Source organism: Halomonas caseinilytica, assembly GCF_001662305.1.
GTDB lineage: Bacteria > Pseudomonadota > Gammaproteobacteria > Pseudomonadales > Halomonadaceae > Halomonas > Halomonas caseinilytica.
Genome location: NZ_BDEP01000007.1, coordinates 120650 through 139923 on the forward strand (window position 1 = coordinate 120650; position 19274 = coordinate 139923).

Genomic DNA, 19274 nt, shown 5'->3' on the forward strand with positions numbered 1-19274 from the left:
GCCTCTGGGCTCATGTCCGGTCGACGTTCCTACGGCGTCTCGAAGGCTGCCAGCACGGCATCGCCCATCTCGGCGGTCGACACCGCGCGCTCGCCTTCGGCGGCGATATCGGCGGTTCTAAGGCCATCATCCAGCACCTTGCCGACAGCGGCTTCGATACGCTCGGCCAGCGCCGGCTCGCCCAGCGAATAGCGCAACATCATGGCCACGGAGAGAATGGTCGCCAGGGGGTTCGCCAGTCCCTGGCCGGCGATGTCCGGCGCGCTGCCGTGGCAGGGCTCGTACATGCCCTGCCCGCTCTCGTTGAGTGACGCCGAGGGCAGCATGCCGATCGACCCTGTCAGCATGGCCGCGGCATCGGAGAGGATGTCGCCGAACATGTTGCCGGTGACCACCACGTCGAACTGCTTGGGCGCGCGGACCAGTTGCATGGCAGCATTGTCGACGTACATGTGCGACAACTCGACGTCCGGATATTCCGGCGCCAGGCGCTCCATGACCTCGCGCCACAGCATGGTCACCTCGAGCACGTTGGCCTTGTCGACCGAACACAGTTTCTTGCCGCGTTTCCGGGCCATCTCGAAGGCCATGCGACCGATGCGCTCGATCTCGGCTTCGGCGTAGACATAGGTGTTGTAGCCCACCCGCTGGCCGTTGCGCTCCTCGATGCCGCGCGGCTGACCGAAGTAGATGCCACCGGTCAGCTCGCGCACGATCATGATGTCGAGGCCGGCGACCAGCTCGGGCTTGAGACTCGAGGCCCCGGCCAGCTGCGGATAGAGCAGCGCCGGTCGCAGGTTGCCGAACAGGCCGAGCTCCTTGCGCAGGCCCAGCAGGCCCTTCTCGGGACGCTTGCTGATGTCCTCGAGCTTGTCCCACTTGGGACCGCCCACGGCCCCGAGCAGCACGGCATCGGCGGCCTTGGCCCTAGTCAGAGTGCCTTCCGGCAGCGGCGAGCCCTCGAGATCATAAGCGGCACCGCCAACCGGCGCCTCTTCCACCTCGACATCCAATCCCTGCGCCTGGCAGGCGGCCAGCACCCGGCTGGCCTGGGCGGTGATCTCCGGGCCAATGCCATCGCCCGGGAGAACCAGAATCTTGCGTGTCATCGTGTTTTCCTTGTTGAGTGGGCGGAGCTGATTCGGCGGCAGGCCGTCGAGGAGGCGCTGTAAACCCATCCGTGGGCGCTACCGACGCCATCCCTGGCGTCGGACCTCCTCTCCGGCCTGCTCCCGACGCTCCGCTGCCATATGCGTTGAGAAGCCGACCCTGATCGGCACCGGCCGTTAAGGCGGAGCGCCTCTCTTGCCGATTCAGGCTTCCCGAAACAGCCAGGGGCGCTCCGCCCTGTGCCGTTTTTCGAACGCATGGATGGCGTCTTCGTCCTGCAGGGTGATGCCGATGTCGTCGAGTCCTTCGAGCAGGCAGTGCTTGCGAAAGGCATCCACTTCAAACTCGAGCACCTCTCCCGACGGTGTAATGACGCGCTGCTGCTCCAGATCCACGTCGAGGCGATAGCCCTCGTTCGCCGCCACTTCCTCGAACAACCGGTCGACCTCGGCCTCGGAAAGCTTGATCAGCAGGATGCCGTTCTTGAAGGCGTTGTTGTAGAAGATGTCGGCGAAACTCGGGGCAATCACCACCCGGAAGCCATAATCGGCCAACGCCCAGGGCGCATGCTCGCGGGAGCTGCCGCAACCGAAGTTCTGGCGCGCCAGCAGGATGCTCGCCCCCTGGTAACGAGGCTGATTGAGCACGAAGTCCGGGTTGAGCGGACGCCCCGAGACGTCCTGGCCGGGCTGACCTTCGTCGAGGTAGCGCAGCTCATCGAACAGGTTGACGCCAAAGCCGCTGCGCTTGATCGACTTCAGGAACTGCTTGGGAATGATCAGGTCGGTGTCGACGTTGGCGCGATCCAGCGGCGCAACAAGGCCGTCGAGACGTTCGAATTTCTGCATGGCTCAAGCCTCCTGAGCTTCGGCATCGAAGTGGCGAACATCTACGAAGTGACCAGCGATGGCAGCCGCGGCGGCCATCGCCGGGCTCACCAGATGGGTCCGGCCGCCATAGCCCTGGCGCCCCTCGAAGTTGCGATTCGAGGTCGAGGCGCAATGCTCGCCGGCACCCAACTTGTCGGCATTCATGGCCAAGCACATGGAACAGCCTGGCTCGCGCCACTCGAAGCCGGCATCGATGAAGATCCGGTCGAGTCCCTCCTCCTCGGCCTGGCGCTTCACCACCCCGGAGCCGGGCACCACCATGGCCAGGGCAATCGAGTCGGCGACCTTGTGGCCCTTGGCAACCTTGGCCGCCGCGCGCAGGTCCTCGATGCGCGAATTGGTGCAGGAGCCGATGAAGACCTTGTCGAGCCGGATATCAGTGATCTTCTGCTTCGGCGCCAGCCCCATGTATTCCAGCGCCCGCGTGATGCCGGTGCGCGTCGTGTCGTCCTCGGCATCGGCCGGATCGGGCACCTCGCCGCCGATACCGGTGACCATCTCCGGGCTGGTGCCCCAGGAGACCTGAGGCTCGATCTCGGCGGCATCCAGGGTCACCACCTTGTCGAACTCGGCGTCGGCATCGGACACCAGGTTCCGCCAATCGGCCACCGCCGCCTCCCACTGTTCGCCCCGGGGGGCGTAGTGGCGATCGCGGAGGTAATCGATGGTCGTGTCGTCCACGGCGATGAGTCCGACTCGCGCACCGGCTTCGATGGCCATGTTGCAGACCGTCATCCGGCCCTCCATGGAGAGCCCACGAATGGCACTACCGGCAAACTCGATGGCGTAACCCGTACCTCCGGCGGTGCCGATACGGCCGATGATGGCCAGGACCACGTCCTTGGCGGTAACGCCCTCGCCAAGCTCGCCTTCCACTCGCACCTGCATGTTCTTCATCTTCTGGGCCAGCAGGCACTGGGTAGCCAGCACGTGCTCCACCTCGGAGGTGCCGATGCCATGAGAAAGCGCCGCAAAGGCGCCGTGGGTCGCCGTGTGGGAGTCCCCGCAGACGACGGTCATGCCGGGCAGGGTCGCCCCCTGTTCCGGGCCCACCACATGGACGATGCCCTGGCGCGGGTCATTGATGCGGAATTCCTCGATGCCGAAGGATTCGCAGTTGTCGTCCAGAGTCTGCACCTGGATCAGCGACACCGGATCCTTGATCCCGGCGTTGCCCTCGGCACGTTCCAGCAAGGTGGTCGGCACGTTGTGATCCGGGGTCGCCAGGTTGGCATCCAGCCGCCAGGGCCGGCGTCCTGCCAGTCGCAGCCCCTCGAAGGCCTGGGGCGAAGTCACTTCGTGCAGCAGATGCCGGTCGATGTAGATCAGCGCGGTACCATCGTCGCGCTCCTTCACCAGATGCTGCGACCACAGCTTGTCATAGAGTGTCTGGCCTGGCATGTCATCCTCCCGGGCAGGGCCTGTCTGGGCGTCACGGTCGGCAATTCGCTTGCCGTTATATCGTTGATTCGAGTGTCACGCGGCGCGCACATAAAAGCAATTCATGTTATTTATTTATTGGATTCCTTTCTGGAATGCAATTAAAGGAGAGACGGCGTGGACACGCAAAGCCTGCAGGCCTTCCTGGCCGTGGCCGACAGCGGCAGCTTCTCCCGGGCCGCCGAGCAGTTGCACCTGACTCAGCCGGCAGTCAGCAAGCGCATTGCCGTGCTCGAGGGGCAGATCGACGCCAGGCTCTTCGATCGCATCGGCCGGCGCGTTGCGCTGACCGAAGCCGGTCGACTGCTGCTGCCCCGAGCCCGGCGCATCCTGGTGATGGTCGACGACAGTCGCCGAGCGCTCGGCAACCTCAGAGGCGACGTCGCTGGTCGCCTGACTCTGGCGACCAGTCATCACCTCGGGCTGCATCGCTTGCCATCGTTGCTCGAGCGCTATACCCGTTGTCATCCCGAAGTGCGTCTGGACCTGCATTTCCTGGACTCCGAGCAGGCCTACCAAGGCGTGCTCGACGGAGAACTCGAGATCGCCGCGGCGACCCTGGCACCACATCCCGATGCCCAGCTGGAAACCGTGCCGGTCTGGATCGACCGCCTCTGCTTCGTCTGCGCCGAGGATCATCCGCTGGCCCGGCGCCGCCATCTGGCCCTGCATGAACTGTGCGATCACGATGCCGTGCTGCCCGGCCCACTGACCTTTACCCGCACCCTGATCGAATCGCGCTTCGCGGCCGCCGGCCTGGACCTGCCGGTGGCGATTTCCACCAATTACCTAGAGACCCTCAAGATGATGGCCAGCATCGGCCTGGGCTGGAGCCTGCTGCCCGAAAGCATGGTGGTCGGCGAGTTGCACGAACTCGACGTGGACCACCCCCCCATCCATCGCCCCCTGGGATATCTGGTCCACCGTAGTCGCACGCTTTCCAACGCTGCCCGAGCGATGCTCGACATGTTCGATGCCGCTCGCACCCCCGAAGCGCTCGCCTGGCGAGAATGAGCGATGCGATAGCCATGCGCTGACTTGTGACCGTCGGCGTGCTTGCTTAGGATGCTATGAATTTCCCCAGAACCTCCCACATGCAGCCTGAGCGAGACAACGCCCCCAACGAGGCCACCCGGCGCCGGCGCGCCCTGGCCGGACTGACGATACTGGCCGGCCTGGTCATCCAGATCACCCAGTTCAGCGGCGCCTCACCCTTCAGCCCGCACCTGGTCGGTTATGCCTTCTGGCTGAGCACCGCCCTGCTGTGGCGCGATATCCCGTCCCGGAATCGTCGGCAGGCGGGCTGGCTGGCCGCCATCGGGCTCGGTCTGTTGCTGACGGCACGCTTCGGTTTCGGTGCAGGTATCGATTGGTGGGCGGTGCTCGACGGCAACACTTATGTCGTGGCCATGCTGGTGGGGGTGAGTTTCATCGGCCTGATCGGCAACCTGCGCGGCCAATCACGACCGCCCGGCGGCCGTGCCGTGACAGGCCGCCGAGGGCTCGCCGGTACATGGCTCGGTGTGCACCTGCTCGGAACGATCCTTAACCTGTCGACGGTGTTCATGATCGGCGACCGACTGGAACGCCGTGCGCCGCTTACCACCCCACAACTGCTGGGCCTCAATCGCGGGTTGTCCAGCGCAGCCTTCTGGTCGCCCTTCTTCGCCTCCATGGGGGTCGTGATGACCCTCGCCCCGGCGATGGACTACGCCACCCTTCTCGCTCATGGTCTGCCGCTGGCATTGTGCTCGGGGTTGCTGACGCTGATTGAGCTGCCCCGCCGCTTCGACCTGACCGAAACCGCCGGTTTCTCGATGTCACCGCGCAGCCTGCTGATGCCGGTGGCCATGGCCGGCCTGGTGATGCTCTTCCACTACGTGCTGACCCCCGAGCTGTCGATCGTTGGCATCATCACCTTCCTCATGCCAACCGTGGCCCTGGCCACCAACCTCTTCCGGGGACCACACTGGACCCTGGGACGAGTGCGCCAGCATACCGTGACCCGCCTGCCAGCCATGCGCGGCGAGATCTCGCTGTTCCTCTGTGCCGGCCTGTTGACGCTGGGCCTGTCGACACTGGTCGACGCCGCCACCGGCAGCGACTGGACGTTGTTCGCCCATTTCGGTGTGCCTCAGGCTTCGCTGAGCTTCCTGGCCATCGTGGCCAGCGCCGTGGTCGGCCTGCACCCCATCATCGGAGTTTCCGTCCTGGCCTCGGTACTCGACCTGCCTCCCGGGGATCAGACGCTGTTCGCCTTCGTCGCCCTGAGCGCCTGGGCAGTGGGTACCAGTGTCGGCCCGCTGTCGGGCATCAACCTATCCCTGCAAGGCCGCTATGGTGTCACCGGCACCCACATGATGCGCCATAACCTAGGGTATGCCCTGGTCATGGCGCTTCTGGTCGTCGGCACCCTCTGGTTGCTCGACGGCTGAGCGGCTCAGTCCTTCGGCGCCCTCACGAAATAACGATGTCCGCACTGGTGACAAGGCTCGATGCGCGCCACACCGGGAAGCTCGACGACGGCGTCGCAATGCACGCAAGCCATGCGACCGGGCACCGCCATCTCACCGGCGGTGTAATCGGCCCGCGAGGCCTCCAGGTCATCTTCCAGGCGCTCGCGCTCGATGAGGCTGCGATCGGCAATGGAAAACAGGGACTCGGTCACCTTGCGCGACAACACCGACAGGTCGATACCCAGCCAGCTGGCCACCCCTTCGCCGCCGGCGCCCAGGTAGCGACGCATTTCCTTGAGGTCGCGTTCGACCCAGGCACGCAACAATGACAGCTCATCACGGGTAAACTCTTCCACCTCGGCCTCGAACTCGACGGCCTCGTCGAGTTCGCGCTGCAGCGCATCGCGGTTCAACTCTCCGGCACCTTCCTTGAGGCGGTCGAGCATACGCTCATACGCCGCCTTCAGACGATGATCCCGGGATTTCGGCTCCTGTTGCTCGCTCATCTGCTTCTCCTCGTCTGGCGCCCGACATTGGGCCGGCCCGTAGCCGGAACCCGTCGTGCTGGGGTATCCTTGCGAGCCTACGCTTCTTCCATTTAGACGGCACGCTGTCGGCGAATCAAGCACCTTTCGCCTCATTGAGGCGACGCCTTGCGCCGACCCGCTGACATCTGCAGCACCGCCCGCGTTGCCCTCGACCAGCAAGGTACCCGAATACAGCGATGGACGCACAATACAAGCCCTTTGATATCGAACGCGATGCCCAGCGGTTCTGGGACGAGAACCAGTGCTTCAAGGCGATCGAAGATGCCGATCGCGAGAAGTTCTACTGCCTGTCGATGTTTCCCTATCCCAGCGGCAAGCTACACATGGGGCATGTGCGCAACTACACCATCGGCGATGTGGTCTCCCGCTACCAACGCATGCAAGGCAAGAACGTGATGCAGCCCATGGGCTGGGACGCCTTCGGCATGCCGGCGGAGAACGCGGCCATCCAGAATCAGGTTCCCCCGGCCCGCTGGACCCACCAGAACATCGACACCATGCGCGACCAGCTCAAGTCGCTGGGCTTCGCCTATGACTGGAGTCGCGAGTTCGCCACCTGCGACAGCGACTACTACCGCTGGGAACAGTGGTTCTTCACCAAGCTGGTGGAAAAGGGCCTGGTCTACAAGAAGATGTCCACGGTCAACTGGGACCCGGTCGACCAGACCGTGCTGGCCAACGAACAGGTCATCGAGGGCCGCGGCTGGCGCAGCGGCGCGCTGGTCGAGCGCAAGGAAATTCCCCTGTGGTTCCTCAAGATCACCGACTATGCCGAGGAGTTGCTGGCCGATCTCGACCGGATCGACTGGCCCGAACAGGTCAAGACCATGCAGCGCAACTGGATCGGCAAGTCGCGCGGCGTGGAGCTGAGCTTCGATACGCGGGCCGCCGACGGCACGTCGATGGAGCCGCTATCGGTCTACACCACGCGCCCCGACACCCTGATGGGCGTGACCTACCTGGCCGTGGCCGCCGACCACCCGCTGGCCAAGTCTGCCGCCCAAGACGATGCGGCCCTGGCCGACTTTCTCGAGGAATGCGCCCGCGGCGGCACCTCCGAGGCCGAACTGGCAACCCGGGAAAAGAAAGGCATGCCCACCGGGCATTCAGCCCTTCACCCGCTCACCGGTCGCGAGTTGCCGGTCTATGTCGCCAACTTCGTGCTGATGGAGTTCGGTACCGGGGCGGTGATGGCGGTGCCGGCCCACGACCAGCGTGACTGGGAGTTCGCCACCAAGTACGGCATTTCCATCGAGCCGGTGATCGCCGACGCCAACGGCGATACCCCGGATCTCTCGGCCGGCGCTCATACCGAATACGGCACCCTGATCAACTCCGGCGAATTCGACGGTCTCGACTTCGAGGCAGCCTTCGACGCCATTGCCACCCGGCTTGCCGAACAGGGGCGCGGCGAGGTCAAGACCAACTACCGACTTCGCGACTGGGGCGTGGCACGCCAGCGCTACTGGGGCGCGCCGATCCCCGTCAAGTACGGCCCCGAGGGCCAGACCGTACCGCTCACCGACGACGAACTCCCGGTGGAGCTGCCACTCGAGGTCACCGTCGATGCCTCCGGCTCGCCGCTGAAGAAGATGCCCGACTTCAGCGATCTGGGCGACGGCTGGACACGCGAGACCGATACCTTCGACACCTTCATGGAGTCGTCCTGGTACTTCGCGCGCTTCTGCTGTGCCGACAACCCCACGGCCATGCTCGACGAGCGTGCCGACTACTGGCTGCCGGTGGACCTGTACATCGGCGGTATCGAGCACGCCATCCTGCACCTGCTCTACGCGCGCTTCTTCACCAAGCTGATGCGCGACTTCGGCCTGGTGCAGACCGACGAGCCCTTCCAGCGCCTGCTGACCCAGGGCATGGTGATCGCCGAAACCTACTACCGCCCCACCGCCAACGGTGGCAAGGAATGGTTCAACCCCGCCGATGTCGAGGTCAGCCGCGACGACAAGGGACGGCCGGTCAGCGCCACCCTGGTTGCGGATGGCCAGCCGGTGGAGATGGGCGGCATCGAGAAGATGTCCAAGTCAAAGAACAACGGTGTCGACCCTCAAGCGATGATCGACCGTTTCGGCGCCGATACTGTGCGCCTTTTCATGATGTTCGCCGCACCGCCCGAACAGTCTCTGGAGTGGTCGGACTCCGGTGTCGAGGGCGCTCACCGTTTCCTCAAGCGCCTGTGGCGTCTGGTCGCCGAGCACCTTGAGGCCGGCACGCCCGGCACCCTGGATACCGAGGCGCTCGACGACGCCCAGCGTGAGCTGCGCCGCAAGACCCACGAGACCATCGCCAAGGCCAGCGACGACATCGGTCGTCGCACCACCTTCAATACTGCCATCGCCGCCGTCATGGAGCTCGCCAACGCACTCGGCAAGTTCCCCGACACCTCACCGCAGGGATTGGCCGTGGCGCGGGAGGCCGTGGAAGCCTGCGTGCTGCTGCTGGCGCCCATCACCCCGCATGTCTGCCATGCTCTCTGGGCCGAACTCGGCCATGACGAGCCGGCCATCGACGCACGCTGGCCGGCACTGGACGAATCGGCGCTCGCCCGTGACACCATCGAACTGGTGGCCCAGGTCAACGGCAAGCTGCGCGCCCGCCTCCAGGTGCCCGCCGATGCCGACAAGGCGGCCATCGAGGCCCAGGCCATGGCCACCGAGAACGTCAAGCGCCACATCGAGGACAAGCCGATCCGCAAGGTGATCGTAGTGCCCGGCAAGCTGGTCAACATCGTCGTCGGCTGATCCGCCGCCCAAGGAGTTTCCATGCAGCGTCGAACATTCCTTCGCCTGACCCTGGCCACCGGCGTCTCCCTGGCGCTGGCAGGATGCGGCTTCCGCTTGAGAGGAACAGGGAGCGCCGCCCTGCCCTTCACCTCGCTCGCCGTGGACGGCACCGGGGATGACGTCTCCCGGCTCGCGATCGAGCGGCTCCAGGCGGCGGGGGTCAGCGTCGACGAGGCGGCTCCACAGGTCTTGAACCTGGGACCGGAAGCCTTCGGCGAGCAACGCCTGAGCGTACTGGATTCCGGTCGCCAGGAATACGACATGAGCCTCAGCGTGCCCTTCTCGATACAGCGGCGCGACGATGGCGCCTACCGACTCGCTCAGCAGCACGTCGAGGTCCAGGAACGCTTCACCTTGAGCAGCAACAACCTGCTTTCGGAAGACGACCGTCGCGAGGCGGTACGTCGTCGCCTGCGTCAAAAAGCCGTCGATCAACTGCTCGACCGACTGCGAGCTCTCGACGGGCAATGAGGGAGCAACCGTGAAGGTCTTCGCCGACAAGCTCGAGGCTGCCCTGGCCAAGTCCCTACCGCCGGCCGTGATCGTCGCCGGTGACGAGCCGCTGCAGCACATGGAGGCATGCGATGCCGTGCGCCATGCGGCTCGCAACGCCGGCATCGAGGAACGCGAAGTGCTCCATGTGGAAGCCAACTTCGCCTGGGGCCGCCTGCTCGAAAGCGCCGCCAGTCTCTCTCTGTTCGCTTCCCGCAAGCTCATCGAGCTGCGCCTGAACGGCAAGCCCGGCCAGGAGGGCGGCAAGGCTCTCAAGGAATATGCCGAGGGCATGGCCGGGAGCGACAATGTCCTGCTGGTCACCTCCGGCAAGCTCGACTACCGCGAACAGAAGAGCGCCTGGTTCAAGGCACTGGACAAGGCCGGCCTCTTCGTGCCGGTATGGCCGGTGGATACCTCGCGGCTGCACTTCTGGCTGCGCGACCGCGCCTCGCGACACGGATTAACCCTGGATCTCGATGCCGCTCGGCTGCTCGGCGAGCGTATCGAAGGCAATCTGCTGGCCGCCGACCAGGAGTTGCAGAAACTGGCCTTGCTGCTGCCGCCGGGGTCACGCGTCTCCCCCCAGCAGATCGCCGGTGGTGTGGAGGACAGCGCCCGCTTCGATGTCTTCACCCTGCTGGATGCCTGTCTCAAGGGAGAGCGCGTGCGCGTCTCGCGGATCCTGGCCGGCTTGCGTGGCGAAGGTGTCGAGCCCCCTATCGTACTGTGGGCCCTGACCCGCGAACTGCGCCTGCTGTTGTCGATCCACCAGCACCTGGATCAAGGACAAAGCCTCGAGCACGCCTGCAAGGCGCAGAAACCACCGATCTTCGACAAGCGGCGCCCCGCCTACCAGCAGGCCATCAGCCGCTTGCCCATGAAGCGACTGCACAAGTTGTTGCTGTTCGCCCAGCGTCTCGACCTGACTATCAAGGGGGCCGGTGCCATCCCCCTGTGGGACGGCCTGCACGACCTGGCGCTGACGCTGGCCGGCGGTCGTGGACTACTGGCTGAACTGCCCTCGTCCTACCGAATCGGCTGACAAGGGGTCAGCGATTCGTGAAATGTCAGGCACTTATCCGCTATAATGACACGACAACGCCATCGTCGTGACGCAAGGATGCACACGCGGAGCCGACACGAGCCGTCGTAACCACTTTCCATCAAAGGATACTTCCCCATGAAACGACTCAGCCGTCTCCTCATCCCCCTGCTGATTGCCACTCTGGTCGTCGGCAGCCTGCCGGCCGTCGCCGCCGCGCCAAACAGCGATCTGGTGGGTACCGCCGCGGTACTCGATGCCAGTACCATCCAGCAGGATCGCGAGCGCATTCGCGATGTCCTCGCTCGTGACGATGTACAGCGTCAACTGCAGTTGCAAGGCGTCGATGCCGATGAGGTAGAGGCCCGCGTGGCGGCACTCTCCGATGCCGAGGTGAGCGAGATGGCCGACCGGCTCGACCAGATGCCCGCCGGGGCCGGTATCGTCGGCGCCCTGTTCGCCGTCTTCGTGATCCTGCTGGTGACCGATATTCTCGGCCTCACCGATGTCTATCCCTTCACTCGCTGATCGGAGAGGCACACCACATGAACCGCCTGCTTCGGCAGCCAGGAAACGCCCGCTTTGCGGGCGTTTTCGCGTTGGCATGTCTTCTGCTGGTACTGACGGGCTGCGCCTCGACACCGACCCTGTCTCCCGAGGCCGCCCGCGTCCTTCCCCAACGCACGCTGATCGATGATGTGCCTTTCCACGCACAACGCGACTACCAGTGCGGCCCCGCCTCCCTGGCCATGGCGCTTGGTGCCAGCGGCGTGTCAGTGGACGTGGACACCCTGATTCCTCAGGTTTTCCTGCCCGGCCGGAAGGGAAGCGTACAGCCCGAGATGCTGGCAACGATACGCCGCCATGGGCGCATCCCCTTTCCACTGGAAGGCGGTTTCGAGGCACTGCTGGCCGAGCTCGATGCCAACCATCCGGTGGTGGTCATGCAGAACCTGTCGCTCCCCGTGTGGCCTGTCTGGCATTACGCGGTCGCCATCGGCTACGATCGACCGGCCGAAGAGTTGATCCTGCACAGCGGAACAACCGCCAAGCGGCGGGTGACCTTCGATCGTTTCGATGCGACCTGGGCACGCAGCGAGCGCTGGGGATTCATCGCCTTGGCCCCCGGCGAACTTCCGGCCAGTGGCGATGCCGACAGCGCCATCCGGGCCATCACCGACTTCGAATCCGCACAAGGGGCGCAAGCAGCCCTGCCAGCCTGGAACGCCCTGGCCGAACGCTATCCCGACTCTGCCATGACGCACTTCGCACTGGGCAACGCCCGACATGCGACCGGCGACACGAATGGCGCCATCGCCGCCTTTCGCGCCGCGACCCGTGCGGATACCGAGCTGGCTCCGGCCTGGCTCAATCTCGGCCTGCTGCTCAAGGGGCGGGACGACATCGAACCCGCACGGCACGCCTTCGAGCAGGCAGCGATGCTGCCGGGCCCCTGGCAATCGCGCGCCCGGGAGGAACTGGCATCACTCGAACAGGATAGGAGAGCGTATCGTGAGCTATGACATCGTGCTCAAGCGCGTCTACCAGCCCATCGAGTCCGACGACGGCGCCCGCCTGCTGGTCGATCGGCTCTGGCCTCGCGGCAAACGACGCGAATCGCTGGCGCTGACCGACTGGTACCGGGACGCCTCTCCGTCCCTGACCCTGCGCCGTCAGTATCATGAAGGGGAAATCAGCGCCGGCGTCTTTGCCAGCCGTTATCGGGGCGAGCTACGCGACGCCCCCGAGAGCCTGTTGCCACTGATGCGATACGCACGCAGCGGACGCCTGACCCTGCTTTCGGCAGCGCGCGATCTCGACGCCTCTCACCTGCCGATACTCAGGGAGGCCGTGCTCACCGCCTTGCAGGAAGAGGACGCAGCAGACAGCGAACCTGCCTCGCCGCCCTGTTTCGGACATGAGCCACCTTCCAGTGACACATGACGTCCAGGCGCTGCATGAAACCCGGTGCACGACCTCCAGGCAGAGATCGTCCGATCAACGCCGCGTGGCATCATAGCCGAGGTCGGCACCGCTGTTCTCGTCACTGCTGCGACGTGCACGGCCTCGCTTGCGATTTTCCTCTTCGCAGACCTCATCCTTGCCACCGCAGACTTCGCAGCCTTCCTTGAGTCCCAGGTTGTTCAACCCGCCGCAGGATCCCTGAATCGGTCGGCGCCCCAGGATGACACCCACAGCCATGGCTGCCACGATCAACAGCATCAGGGCCAGAACGACCAGAAAGGTACTCATGTCGATACTCCAGAATGAAAAGGATGGGCCTTCACTCATTATGACCATGAAGCCGGTCATGTGATCCCTATCGGACTCCTTGTCCGGTATGCCGACACCGGTGATCGGCATACCGGACAAACAGACCGCAAAGGGCCGGCCCTGAGGCCGGCCCTGAGGTTTATTCGGTGTCAACCACCGAAATCGTCCAGCATGATGTTTTCCGGTTCGACGCCGAGGTCCACCAGCATCTTGATCACCGAAGCATTCATCATGGGCGGCCCACACATGTAGTACTCGCAGTCCTCGGGCGCCGGATGGTCCTTGAGATACTGCTCGTAGAGCACATTGTGGATGAAGCCGGTCGGCCCGTCCCAGTTATCCTCGGGCAGGGGGTCGGAAAGCGCCAGGTGCCACTCGAAGTTGTCGTGCTCCTCGGCCAGCTTGTCGTACTCCTCATTGTAGAAGGTCTCCCGCCAGGAACGGGCACCATACCAGAAGGAGATCTTGCGCTTGGTATCCAGGCGCTTGAGCTGATCGAAGATGTGACTGCGCATCGGCGCCATGCCAGCGCCACCGCCGACGAAGACCATCTCCGCGTCGGTATCCTTGGCGAAGAACTCACCGAACGGCCCCATCACGGTCACCTTGTCACCCGGCTTCAGGCTGAAGACATAGGTCGACATCACGCCGGGGGGATGGCTGGTGTTGGGCGGCGGCGTGGCAATACGCACGTTGAACTTGAGAATACCTTTCTCTTCCGGATAGTTCGCCATGGAGTAGGCCCGGATGATCTCTTCGGTATTCTTGTGGGAGATGTCGAAGAGGCCAAACTTCTCCCAATCCTCCCTGTACTCCTCCTCGATATCGAAGTCGGAGAACTTGATGTCGTAGGGAGGTGCCACCAGCTGCACGTAGCCGCCGGCACGGAAGGCGACATCCTCGCCCTCGGGAAGACGCAGGTTGAGCTCCTTGATGAAGGTCGCGACGTTCGGGTTCTCGATGACCTCGCATTCCCACTTCTTGACGCCGAAGACCTCCTCGGGCACCTCGATCTTCATGTCCTGCTTCACCGGCACCTGGCAGGACAGGCGCCAGCCTTCCTTCTTCTCGCGCAGGGTGAAGTGCGATTCCTCGGTGGGCAGGATCGAGCCGCCCCCCTCTTCCACACGGCACCGGCACTGGGCACAAGAGCCGCCACCGCCGCAGGCGGATGACAGGAAGATGCCATTGGCGGCCAGGGTGTTGAGCAGCTTGCCGCCCGCCTGGGTGGTCAAGGTGTGCTCGGGATCGCCGTTGATCTCGATGGCGACGTCCCCGGTGCTCACGAGCTTGCTCCGGGCGGCCAGGATCACCGCCGTCAGACCGATGATGACCACGGTGAACATGACCACACCGAGCAAGATGACTGTTGTATCAACCATGTCGGTTTCCTATTGCTTGCGTTGCCTGGTTACCGGTGGCCCTCGGCCACCGGCAGAACACGACCCACCTCAGAGCTGGATGCCGGAGAAGGACATGAAGCCCAGCGACATCAGACCGACAGTGATGAAGGTGATGCCCAGGCCCTGCAGGGAGGCGGGCACGTCGCTGTACTTGAGCTTCTCGCGGATGCCGGCCAGGGCGGTGATCGCCAGCGCCCAACCGACACCGGCGCCCAGACCATAGACCACGGACTCGCCGAGATTGTAGTTGCGCTCGGACATGAACAGGGTCGCACCGAGGATCGCGCAGTTCACGGTGATCAACGGCAGGAAGACACCCAGGGCGTTGTAGAGCGCCGGCACGTACTTGTCCAGGAACATCTCCAGAATCTGGACGATAGCGGCAATGACGCCGATATAGCTCAGATAGCCGAGGAACGTCAGATCGATGTTCTCGGCCCCGGGGATGCCCGTCCAGACCAGGGCGCCCTCGCCCAGGAGATACGTCAGTATCAGATTGTTGACCGGCACCGTGATGGTCAGCACCACGATGACGGCGATGCCCAGGCCGAACGCCGAGGAAACCTTCTTGGACACCGCCAGGAAGGTACACATGCCCAGGAAGAATGCCAGGGCCATGTTCTCGACGAAGACCGAGGCAACGAACAAGCTCAGATAATGTTCCATGTTACACGGCCTCCTTCGGCTGGGTATTGGCCTTCATCTCGAACTCGTTTTCCTCGACCTGCTCGGGGTTGATGGCACGCAACACCCAGATGATCAGACCGATGATGAAAAAGGCCGAGGGTGGCAACAGCATCAAGCCATTCGGCACGTACCAGCCACCGCTGGACACTGTCTCCAGCACGGTGAAGCCGAACACGCTGCCGGAACCGAACAGTTCACGGAAGAAGCCGACGGTCATCAGGATGAAGCCATAGCCGATGCCATTGCCGACGCCATCCAGGAAGGACAGCCCCGGAGAGTTGGTCATGGCAAAGCCTTCGGCGCGGCCCATCACGATGCAGTTGGTGATGATCAGGCCCACGAAGACCGACAGCTGCTTGGACATCTCATAGGCATAGGCCTTGAGAATCTGGTCCACCACGATCACCAGCGAGGCGATGATGGTCATCTGCACGATGATGCGGATGGAGGACGGAATGTGATGGCGGATCAACGAGACGAAAAAGTTGGAAAAGGCCGTCACGAAGATTACCGCCAGCGACATGACCAGCGAGACGCTCATGCTGCTGGTCACCGCCAGCGCACTACAGATCCCCAGGATCTGCAATGCGATGGGGTTGTTCTTGAAGATTGGCGTCGTCAGGACGCCCTTGGCAGTCGGTGCAGACATCTTCAGGCTCCTTCGGTCTCGTCAGTGGACGTAGTGTTGACGGCTTCCTGGTCGATGCCACCACGGAACTTGGCCAGATAGGGACCAAAGCCTTCCGGCCCGAGCCAGAACTGCAGCATGTTGGTCACGCCGTTGCTGGTCAGCGTGGCGCCGGAGAGCGCGTCGACTTCGGTCTTCTCGCTCGCCCCGCCCTTGACCAGGCCAATTTCCGGCTCGACACCGTCACCCTCGCCATAGATCTGCTTGCCTTTCCACTGCGCCTTCCACTTCGGCGTGTCGACCTTGGCGCCCAGACCCGGCGTCTCGGAATGCGAGTAGTAGGTGATGCCGACGATGGTATTGCCATCGCCCTCGACTGCCAGGTAGCCACGCATCAGCCCCCACAGGCCCTGGCCGCGGATCGGCAGAATCACCTGCTCGGGATCGTCCGGATCACCCACCAGGTAGACGGTGCTGTAATTCTCCTGACGGGACAACCCGGCGATGTCCGTCTCACCGGACAGCGTCCGCGACTGCGCAGGGTCCCTGGCCGCCTCGAAGCCACTGTAGTTGTCGGGATCGAACTCATCGGTATATTCGCCACTGCGCAGATCCACGACCTTGGGCGTCACCTTCTGGAACTCTTCCGCCACATCGTCGCCGGGCTCGTAGAGGTCGGCCACGTTGAGGATATTGGTCTTGCGGTCCAGTTCCTGGTTGAGCTGCTGCTTCGAGCGCAACGCCACCGCGGCGGTGGAGACGATGATCGAGCACACGATGCAGAGTGCAAACGCCACCGTCAGGATCTTCTTGATGGAGTTGTTGCTCTGTGCCATCAGGCATTCTCCTCGGCCAGATCACCGGTACGCCGCTGGCGGCGCTTGATGTTGGCCTGAACAAAGAAGTGGTCAATCAGCGGGGCGAACAGGTTGGCGAACAGGATCGCCAGCATGATGCCTTCCGGGAAGGCCGGGTTCACCACGCGGATCAGCACGGTCATGACGCCGATCAGGATCCCGAAGATGAGACGCCCCGGATTGGTCATGGAGGCGGACACCGGGTCGGTTGCCATGAACACCATGCCGAAGGCAAAGCCGCCAATCACCAGGTGCCAGTACCAGGGCATGGCGAACATCGGATTGGTGTCGGAGCCGATCAGGTTGAACAGCGCGCTGGTCGCGACCATGCCGAGGAAGACACCGAGCATGATCCGCCAGGAGGCGATCTTGGTCCACAGCAGCACCGCCGCGCCGATCAGGATGGCCAGCGTGGACGTCTCACCGATCGAGCCCGGCATGAAGCCGAGGAAGGCATCCCACCAGCTGAGCTGATCGCTCAGGGCGCTCATGCCGCTCTGGTAGGCGGTGGACAGTGCCGTGGCTCCAGTGAAGCCGTCGGCTGCTACCCACACGGAATCGCCGGAGATCTGTGCCGGATAGGCGAAGTACAGGAAGGCCCGCCCCGTCAATGCCGGGTTGAGGAAGTTCTTGCCGGTACCGCCGAAGATTTCCTTGCCGATCACCACACCGAAGGTAATGCCGAGCGCTACCTGCCACAGCGGAACGGTCGCTGGCAGAATCAGGGCATAGAGCACGGAGGTGACGAAGAACCCCTCGTTGACCTCGTGGCCACGCTTGATCGCGAACAGGACTTCCCAGAAGCCGCCGACGACGAAGGTCACCAGATAGATGGGCAGGAAATAGGTGGCACCAAGCACGAAGTTGCCCCACAGGCTGCCCGGATCATGGCCTCCGCCCAGGGTCATCACGATGGCCTCGCGCCAGCCGGTGGCCGCGCCGAAGCCATCGGCGATGGCCATGTTAGCCTGCCAGCCGGCATTCCACATGCCGAAGAACATCGCCGGGAAGGTACACAGCCACACCGTGATCATGATGCGCTTGAGGTCGATGCCGTCGCGCACATGAGCGGTAGTCTTGGCCACGTTCGGCGGCGTGTAGAAGATGGTGTCGACCGCTTCATAGAGCGGGTAGAACTGTTCGTACTTCCCGCCCTTGTGGAAGTGCGGCTCGAGATTGTCGAGTGTCTGTCGGATACCCATCATCAGGCCTCTTTCTCGATCGTGGTGAGGTTATCGCGCAGGATGGGACCGTATTCGTACTTGCCGGGGCACACGTAGGTGCACAGCGCCAGGTCCTCCTCATCCAGCTCCAGGCAACCAAGCTGCATCGCCGTCTCGATGTCACCGACGATCAACGAACGCAGCAGCTGGGTGGGCAGGATGTCCAGCGGCATCACTTCCTCGTACACCCCGACGGGCACCATGGCCCGCTCGGAGCCGTTGGTGGAAGTGGTCGGCGCGTAGTTACGCAGGCCCTTGAGCTTGGAGAGGTAAATCCCCATGACGGAATGGCGGTTGGCCCCCGGCGAGAGCCACCCCATCAGGCTTCGCTTGTTGCCTTCCTCAAGCAGGCTGAGCTGATTGTGGAAACGACCGAGAAAACGCAGACTGCCCTCGCAGGTGAAACCGGAAAACACCGAACCGGAGATCACCCGAGTGTCCTCGGGATTCACGACCTCCCCGTCCAGCAGCTCTTCGGTACTGGCGCCGAGGCGAGTGCGCAGCAGACGGGGCTGCTCGGCGCGCGGCCCACCGACGGCGACGACCCGATTGACGTCCAGCTTGCCCTCGGCGAACAGCTTGCCGAACGCGATGACATCCTGGTAGCCGATGTGCCACACCGACTTGTGCAGCGCCACGGGCGAGAGGTGATGGATATGGGTACCGACCAGCCCCGCAGGGTGGGGGCCCGAGAAGGTTTCCGTCGCGACCCCGTCGACATTGTCGCCGGGCAGGGAAGCGTCCGGTGCGCTGCACAGGAACACCTTGCCCTCGGTCAGTCGCGTCAGGACCTTGAGCCCATCCTCGAAGGCCTCGGCCTGCTCGTTGATGATACCGGCGGGGTCGGCGCAGAGCGGGTGAGTATCGATGGCAGTGACGAAGATATTCTCCGGCTTAGCATCCAGGGCCGGCGTCCGCGAATAAGGGCGCGTGCGCAGCGCTGTCCACAGGCCCGACTCGACCAATTGGTCGACCACGGCCTGGCGCTCCAGGGATGCCAGCTTGTCACGACCATGGGCCGTGAACGAGACCGCATCCTCGGTGTCGTCGACCTTGATCACCACCGACAACAGCTTGCGTTTCTCGCCACGGTTGATGGCCACGACCTCGCCCGCCGCCGGCGCGGTGAAGCGCACGCCTTCGATCTTCTTGTCGGTGAAGAGCAGCTGGCCCAGCTTGACCTTGTCCCCCTCCCGGACCTCCATGGTCGGCTTCATGCCGATATAGTCGGTTCCTAGGACGGCCACGTGACGCACCGGACGCGCATCCTCGATACGCTGCTCCGGGGCACCCGTGATGGGGAGATCCAGGCCTTTCTTGACTTCGATCATAGTCTCGCCCAGTTGATGGATCGGATATACGAAGGAAAGGGGTACGAATGGGTTCAGATTCTTTTAATTGTCGGAATGTTACCAGTCGG

General features: G+C 63.7%; 19 protein-coding genes. 8 read left to right on the forward strand and 11 right to left on the reverse strand.

Going from position 1 to position 19274, the window contains the following annotated elements; translation table 11 throughout:
• Nucleotides 1–29: 29 nt before the first annotated feature.
• The 3 genes from leuB to leuC all read right to left on the reverse strand — a co-directional run bounded on the left by leuB (nt 30) and on the right by leuC (nt 3401).
• Nucleotides 30–1109 carry a 3-isopropylmalate dehydrogenase gene (gene leuB, locus A9O65_RS05110; protein WP_064701531.1) on the reverse strand — a complete coding sequence of 360 codons (1080 nt, stop codon included), beginning with the start codon at nt 1107–1109 and terminating at the stop codon, nt 30–32.
• A 204-nt stretch (nt 1110–1313) separates the two neighbouring features.
• Nucleotides 1314–1958 carry a 3-isopropylmalate dehydratase small subunit gene (gene leuD, locus A9O65_RS05115; protein ID WP_064701532.1) on the reverse strand — a complete coding sequence of 215 codons (645 nt, stop codon included), beginning with the start codon at nt 1956–1958 and terminating at the stop codon, nt 1314–1316.
• A gap of 3 nt (nt 1959–1961) precedes the next feature.
• Nucleotides 1962–3401, reverse strand: a complete 1440-nt coding sequence (gene leuC / locus A9O65_RS05120) for a 3-isopropylmalate dehydratase large subunit (RefSeq protein WP_064701533.1) — start codon at nt 3399–3401, stop codon at nt 1962–1964.
• Nucleotides 3402–3557: 156 nt separating this feature from the next.
• Here leuC and A9O65_RS05125 point away from each other — a divergent pair, with 156 nt between their 5' ends.
• Together A9O65_RS05125 and A9O65_RS05130 are read left to right on the forward strand one after the other, a co-directional pair.
• A complete protein-coding gene (locus tag A9O65_RS05125; RefSeq protein WP_064701534.1) occupies nt 3558–4454 on the forward strand; it encodes a LysR family transcriptional regulator in 897 nt (298 codons plus the stop codon).
• An 80-nt stretch (nt 4455–4534) separates the two neighbouring features.
• On the forward strand, nt 4535–5875 hold the full coding sequence (locus tag A9O65_RS05130) for a hypothetical protein (RefSeq protein ID WP_064701535.1): 1341 nt from the start codon (nt 4535–4537) through the stop codon (nt 5873–5875).
• A gap of 5 nt (nt 5876–5880) precedes the next feature.
• On the opposite strand, the gene A9O65_RS05135 is transcribed toward A9O65_RS05130, so the two are convergent.
• The gene (locus A9O65_RS05135; RefSeq protein WP_064700405.1) at nt 5881–6402 is read right to left on the reverse strand and encodes a zinc ribbon-containing protein; all 522 of its coding nucleotides are present in this window, start codon (nt 6400–6402) and stop codon (nt 5881–5883) included.
• A 218-nt stretch (nt 6403–6620) separates the two neighbouring features.
• Here A9O65_RS05135 and leuS point away from each other — a divergent pair, with 218 nt between their 5' ends.
• The 6 genes from leuS to A9O65_RS05165 all read left to right on the forward strand — a co-directional run bounded on the left by leuS (nt 6621) and on the right by A9O65_RS05165 (nt 12726).
• Nucleotides 6621–9203: a leucine--tRNA ligase gene (gene leuS / locus A9O65_RS05140; RefSeq protein WP_064701536.1), complete on the forward strand. Its 2583-nt coding sequence runs from the start codon at nt 6621–6623 to the stop codon at nt 9201–9203.
• Between the two features lie 21 nt (nt 9204–9224).
• Nucleotides 9225–9716, forward strand: a complete 492-nt coding sequence (locus A9O65_RS05145; protein ID WP_064700407.1) for an LPS-assembly lipoprotein LptE — start codon at nt 9225–9227, stop codon at nt 9714–9716.
• Nucleotides 9717–9726: 10 nt separating this feature from the next.
• Nucleotides 9727–10782 (forward strand): DNA polymerase III subunit delta, encoded by a 1056-nt coding sequence (gene holA / locus A9O65_RS05150; protein ID WP_064700408.1) that lies wholly within the window; start codon nt 9727–9729, stop codon nt 10780–10782.
• A gap of 138 nt (nt 10783–10920) precedes the next feature.
• On the forward strand, nt 10921–11310 hold the full coding sequence (locus A9O65_RS05155) for a PA2779 family protein (RefSeq protein WP_064701537.1): 390 nt from the start codon (nt 10921–10923) through the stop codon (nt 11308–11310).
• 17 nt (nt 11311–11327) lie between these two features.
• On the forward strand, nt 11328–12305 hold the full coding sequence (locus A9O65_RS05160) for a PA2778 family cysteine peptidase (protein WP_064700410.1): 978 nt from the start codon (nt 11328–11330) through the stop codon (nt 12303–12305).
• Nucleotides 12295–12726 carry a DUF488 domain-containing protein gene (locus tag A9O65_RS05165; RefSeq protein ID WP_064701538.1) on the forward strand — a complete coding sequence of 144 codons (432 nt, stop codon included), beginning with the start codon at nt 12295–12297 and terminating at the stop codon, nt 12724–12726. The genes A9O65_RS05160 and A9O65_RS05165 overlap by 11 nt, the downstream gene beginning before the upstream one ends.
• Before the next feature lie 54 nt (nt 12727–12780).
• Here A9O65_RS05165 and nqrM read toward each other — a convergent pair whose 3' ends face one another.
• The 7 genes from nqrM to A9O65_RS05200 form a co-directional block, all read right to left on the reverse strand.
• Complete coding sequence (gene nqrM, locus A9O65_RS05170; RefSeq protein ID WP_064700412.1) at nt 12781–13035, reverse strand: (Na+)-NQR maturation NqrM; 255 nt, start codon at nt 13033–13035, stop codon at nt 12781–12783.
• A 170-nt stretch (nt 13036–13205) separates the two neighbouring features.
• Nucleotides 13206–14438: an NADH:ubiquinone reductase (Na(+)-transporting) subunit F gene (nqrF, locus tag A9O65_RS05175; protein WP_064700413.1), complete on the reverse strand. Its 1233-nt coding sequence runs from the start codon at nt 14436–14438 to the stop codon at nt 13206–13208.
• 69 nt (nt 14439–14507) lie between these two features.
• The gene (gene nqrE / locus A9O65_RS05180) at nt 14508–15125 is read right to left on the reverse strand and encodes an NADH:ubiquinone reductase (Na(+)-transporting) subunit E (RefSeq protein ID WP_064701539.1); all 618 of its coding nucleotides are present in this window, start codon (nt 15123–15125) and stop codon (nt 14508–14510) included.
• 1 nt (nt 15126) lies between these two features.
• Nucleotides 15127–15795, reverse strand: a complete 669-nt coding sequence (locus A9O65_RS05185; RefSeq protein WP_064700415.1) for an NADH:ubiquinone reductase (Na(+)-transporting) subunit D — start codon at nt 15793–15795, stop codon at nt 15127–15129.
• 2 nt (nt 15796–15797) lie between these two features.
• On the reverse strand, nt 15798–16610 hold the full coding sequence (locus tag A9O65_RS05190) for a Na(+)-translocating NADH-quinone reductase subunit C (protein ID WP_064700416.1): 813 nt from the start codon (nt 16608–16610) through the stop codon (nt 15798–15800).
• On the reverse strand, nt 16610–17836 hold the full coding sequence (locus tag A9O65_RS05195; RefSeq protein ID WP_064700417.1) for an NADH:ubiquinone reductase (Na(+)-transporting) subunit B: 1227 nt from the start codon (nt 17834–17836) through the stop codon (nt 16610–16612). Before A9O65_RS05195 ends, A9O65_RS05190 begins: the two co-directional genes overlap by 1 nt.
• Nucleotides 17836–19185 (reverse strand): Na(+)-translocating NADH-quinone reductase subunit A, encoded by a 1350-nt coding sequence (locus A9O65_RS05200; RefSeq protein ID WP_064700418.1) that lies wholly within the window; start codon nt 19183–19185, stop codon nt 17836–17838. The genes A9O65_RS05195 and A9O65_RS05200 overlap by 1 nt, the downstream gene beginning before the upstream one ends.
• Nucleotides 19186–19274: the final 89 nt, after the last annotated feature.

Excerpts from the sequence above, each read along its gene's own strand:
- nqrE (WP_064701539.1), bottom strand. The coding sequence starts at position 15,125 with ATGGAACATTATCTGAGCTTGTTCGTTGCCTCGGTCTTCGTCGAGAAC.
- A9O65_RS05145 (WP_064700407.1), top strand. The coding sequence starts at position 9,225 with ATGCAGCGTCGAACATTCCTTCGCCTGACCCTGGCCACCGGCGTCTCC.
- leuD (WP_064701532.1), bottom strand. The coding sequence starts at position 1,958 with ATGCAGAAATTCGAACGTCTCGACGGCCTTGTTGCGCCGCTGGATCGC.
- leuC (WP_064701533.1), bottom strand. The coding sequence starts at position 3,401 with ATGCCAGGCCAGACACTCTATGACAAGCTGTGGTCGCAGCATCTGGTG.
- A9O65_RS05200 (WP_064700418.1), bottom strand. The coding sequence starts at position 19,185 with ATGATCGAAGTCAAGAAAGGCCTGGATCTCCCCATCACGGGTGCCCCG.
- A9O65_RS05195 (WP_064700417.1), bottom strand. The coding sequence starts at position 17,836 with ATGATGGGTATCCGACAGACACTCGACAATCTCGAGCCGCACTTCCAC.
- A9O65_RS05160 (WP_064700410.1), top strand. The coding sequence starts at position 11,328 with ATGAACCGCCTGCTTCGGCAGCCAGGAAACGCCCGCTTTGCGGGCGTT.
- A9O65_RS05130 (WP_064701535.1), top strand. The coding sequence starts at position 4,535 with ATGCAGCCTGAGCGAGACAACGCCCCCAACGAGGCCACCCGGCGCCGG.
- leuB (WP_064701531.1), bottom strand. The coding sequence starts at position 1,109 with ATGACACGCAAGATTCTGGTTCTCCCGGGCGATGGCATTGGCCCGGAG.
- A9O65_RS05135 (WP_064700405.1), bottom strand. The coding sequence starts at position 6,402 with ATGAGCGAGCAACAGGAGCCGAAATCCCGGGATCATCGTCTGAAGGCG.
- leuS (WP_064701536.1), top strand. The coding sequence starts at position 6,621 with ATGGACGCACAATACAAGCCCTTTGATATCGAACGCGATGCCCAGCGG.
- nqrF (WP_064700413.1), bottom strand. The coding sequence starts at position 14,438 with ATGGTTGATACAACAGTCATCTTGCTCGGTGTGGTCATGTTCACCGTG.
- A9O65_RS05190 (WP_064700416.1), bottom strand. The coding sequence starts at position 16,610 with ATGGCACAGAGCAACAACTCCATCAAGAAGATCCTGACGGTGGCGTTT.
- A9O65_RS05155 (WP_064701537.1), top strand. The coding sequence starts at position 10,921 with ATGAAACGACTCAGCCGTCTCCTCATCCCCCTGCTGATTGCCACTCTG.
- A9O65_RS05185 (WP_064700415.1), bottom strand. The coding sequence starts at position 15,795 with ATGTCTGCACCGACTGCCAAGGGCGTCCTGACGACGCCAATCTTCAAG.
- nqrM (WP_064700412.1), bottom strand. The coding sequence starts at position 13,035 with ATGAGTACCTTTCTGGTCGTTCTGGCCCTGATGCTGTTGATCGTGGCA.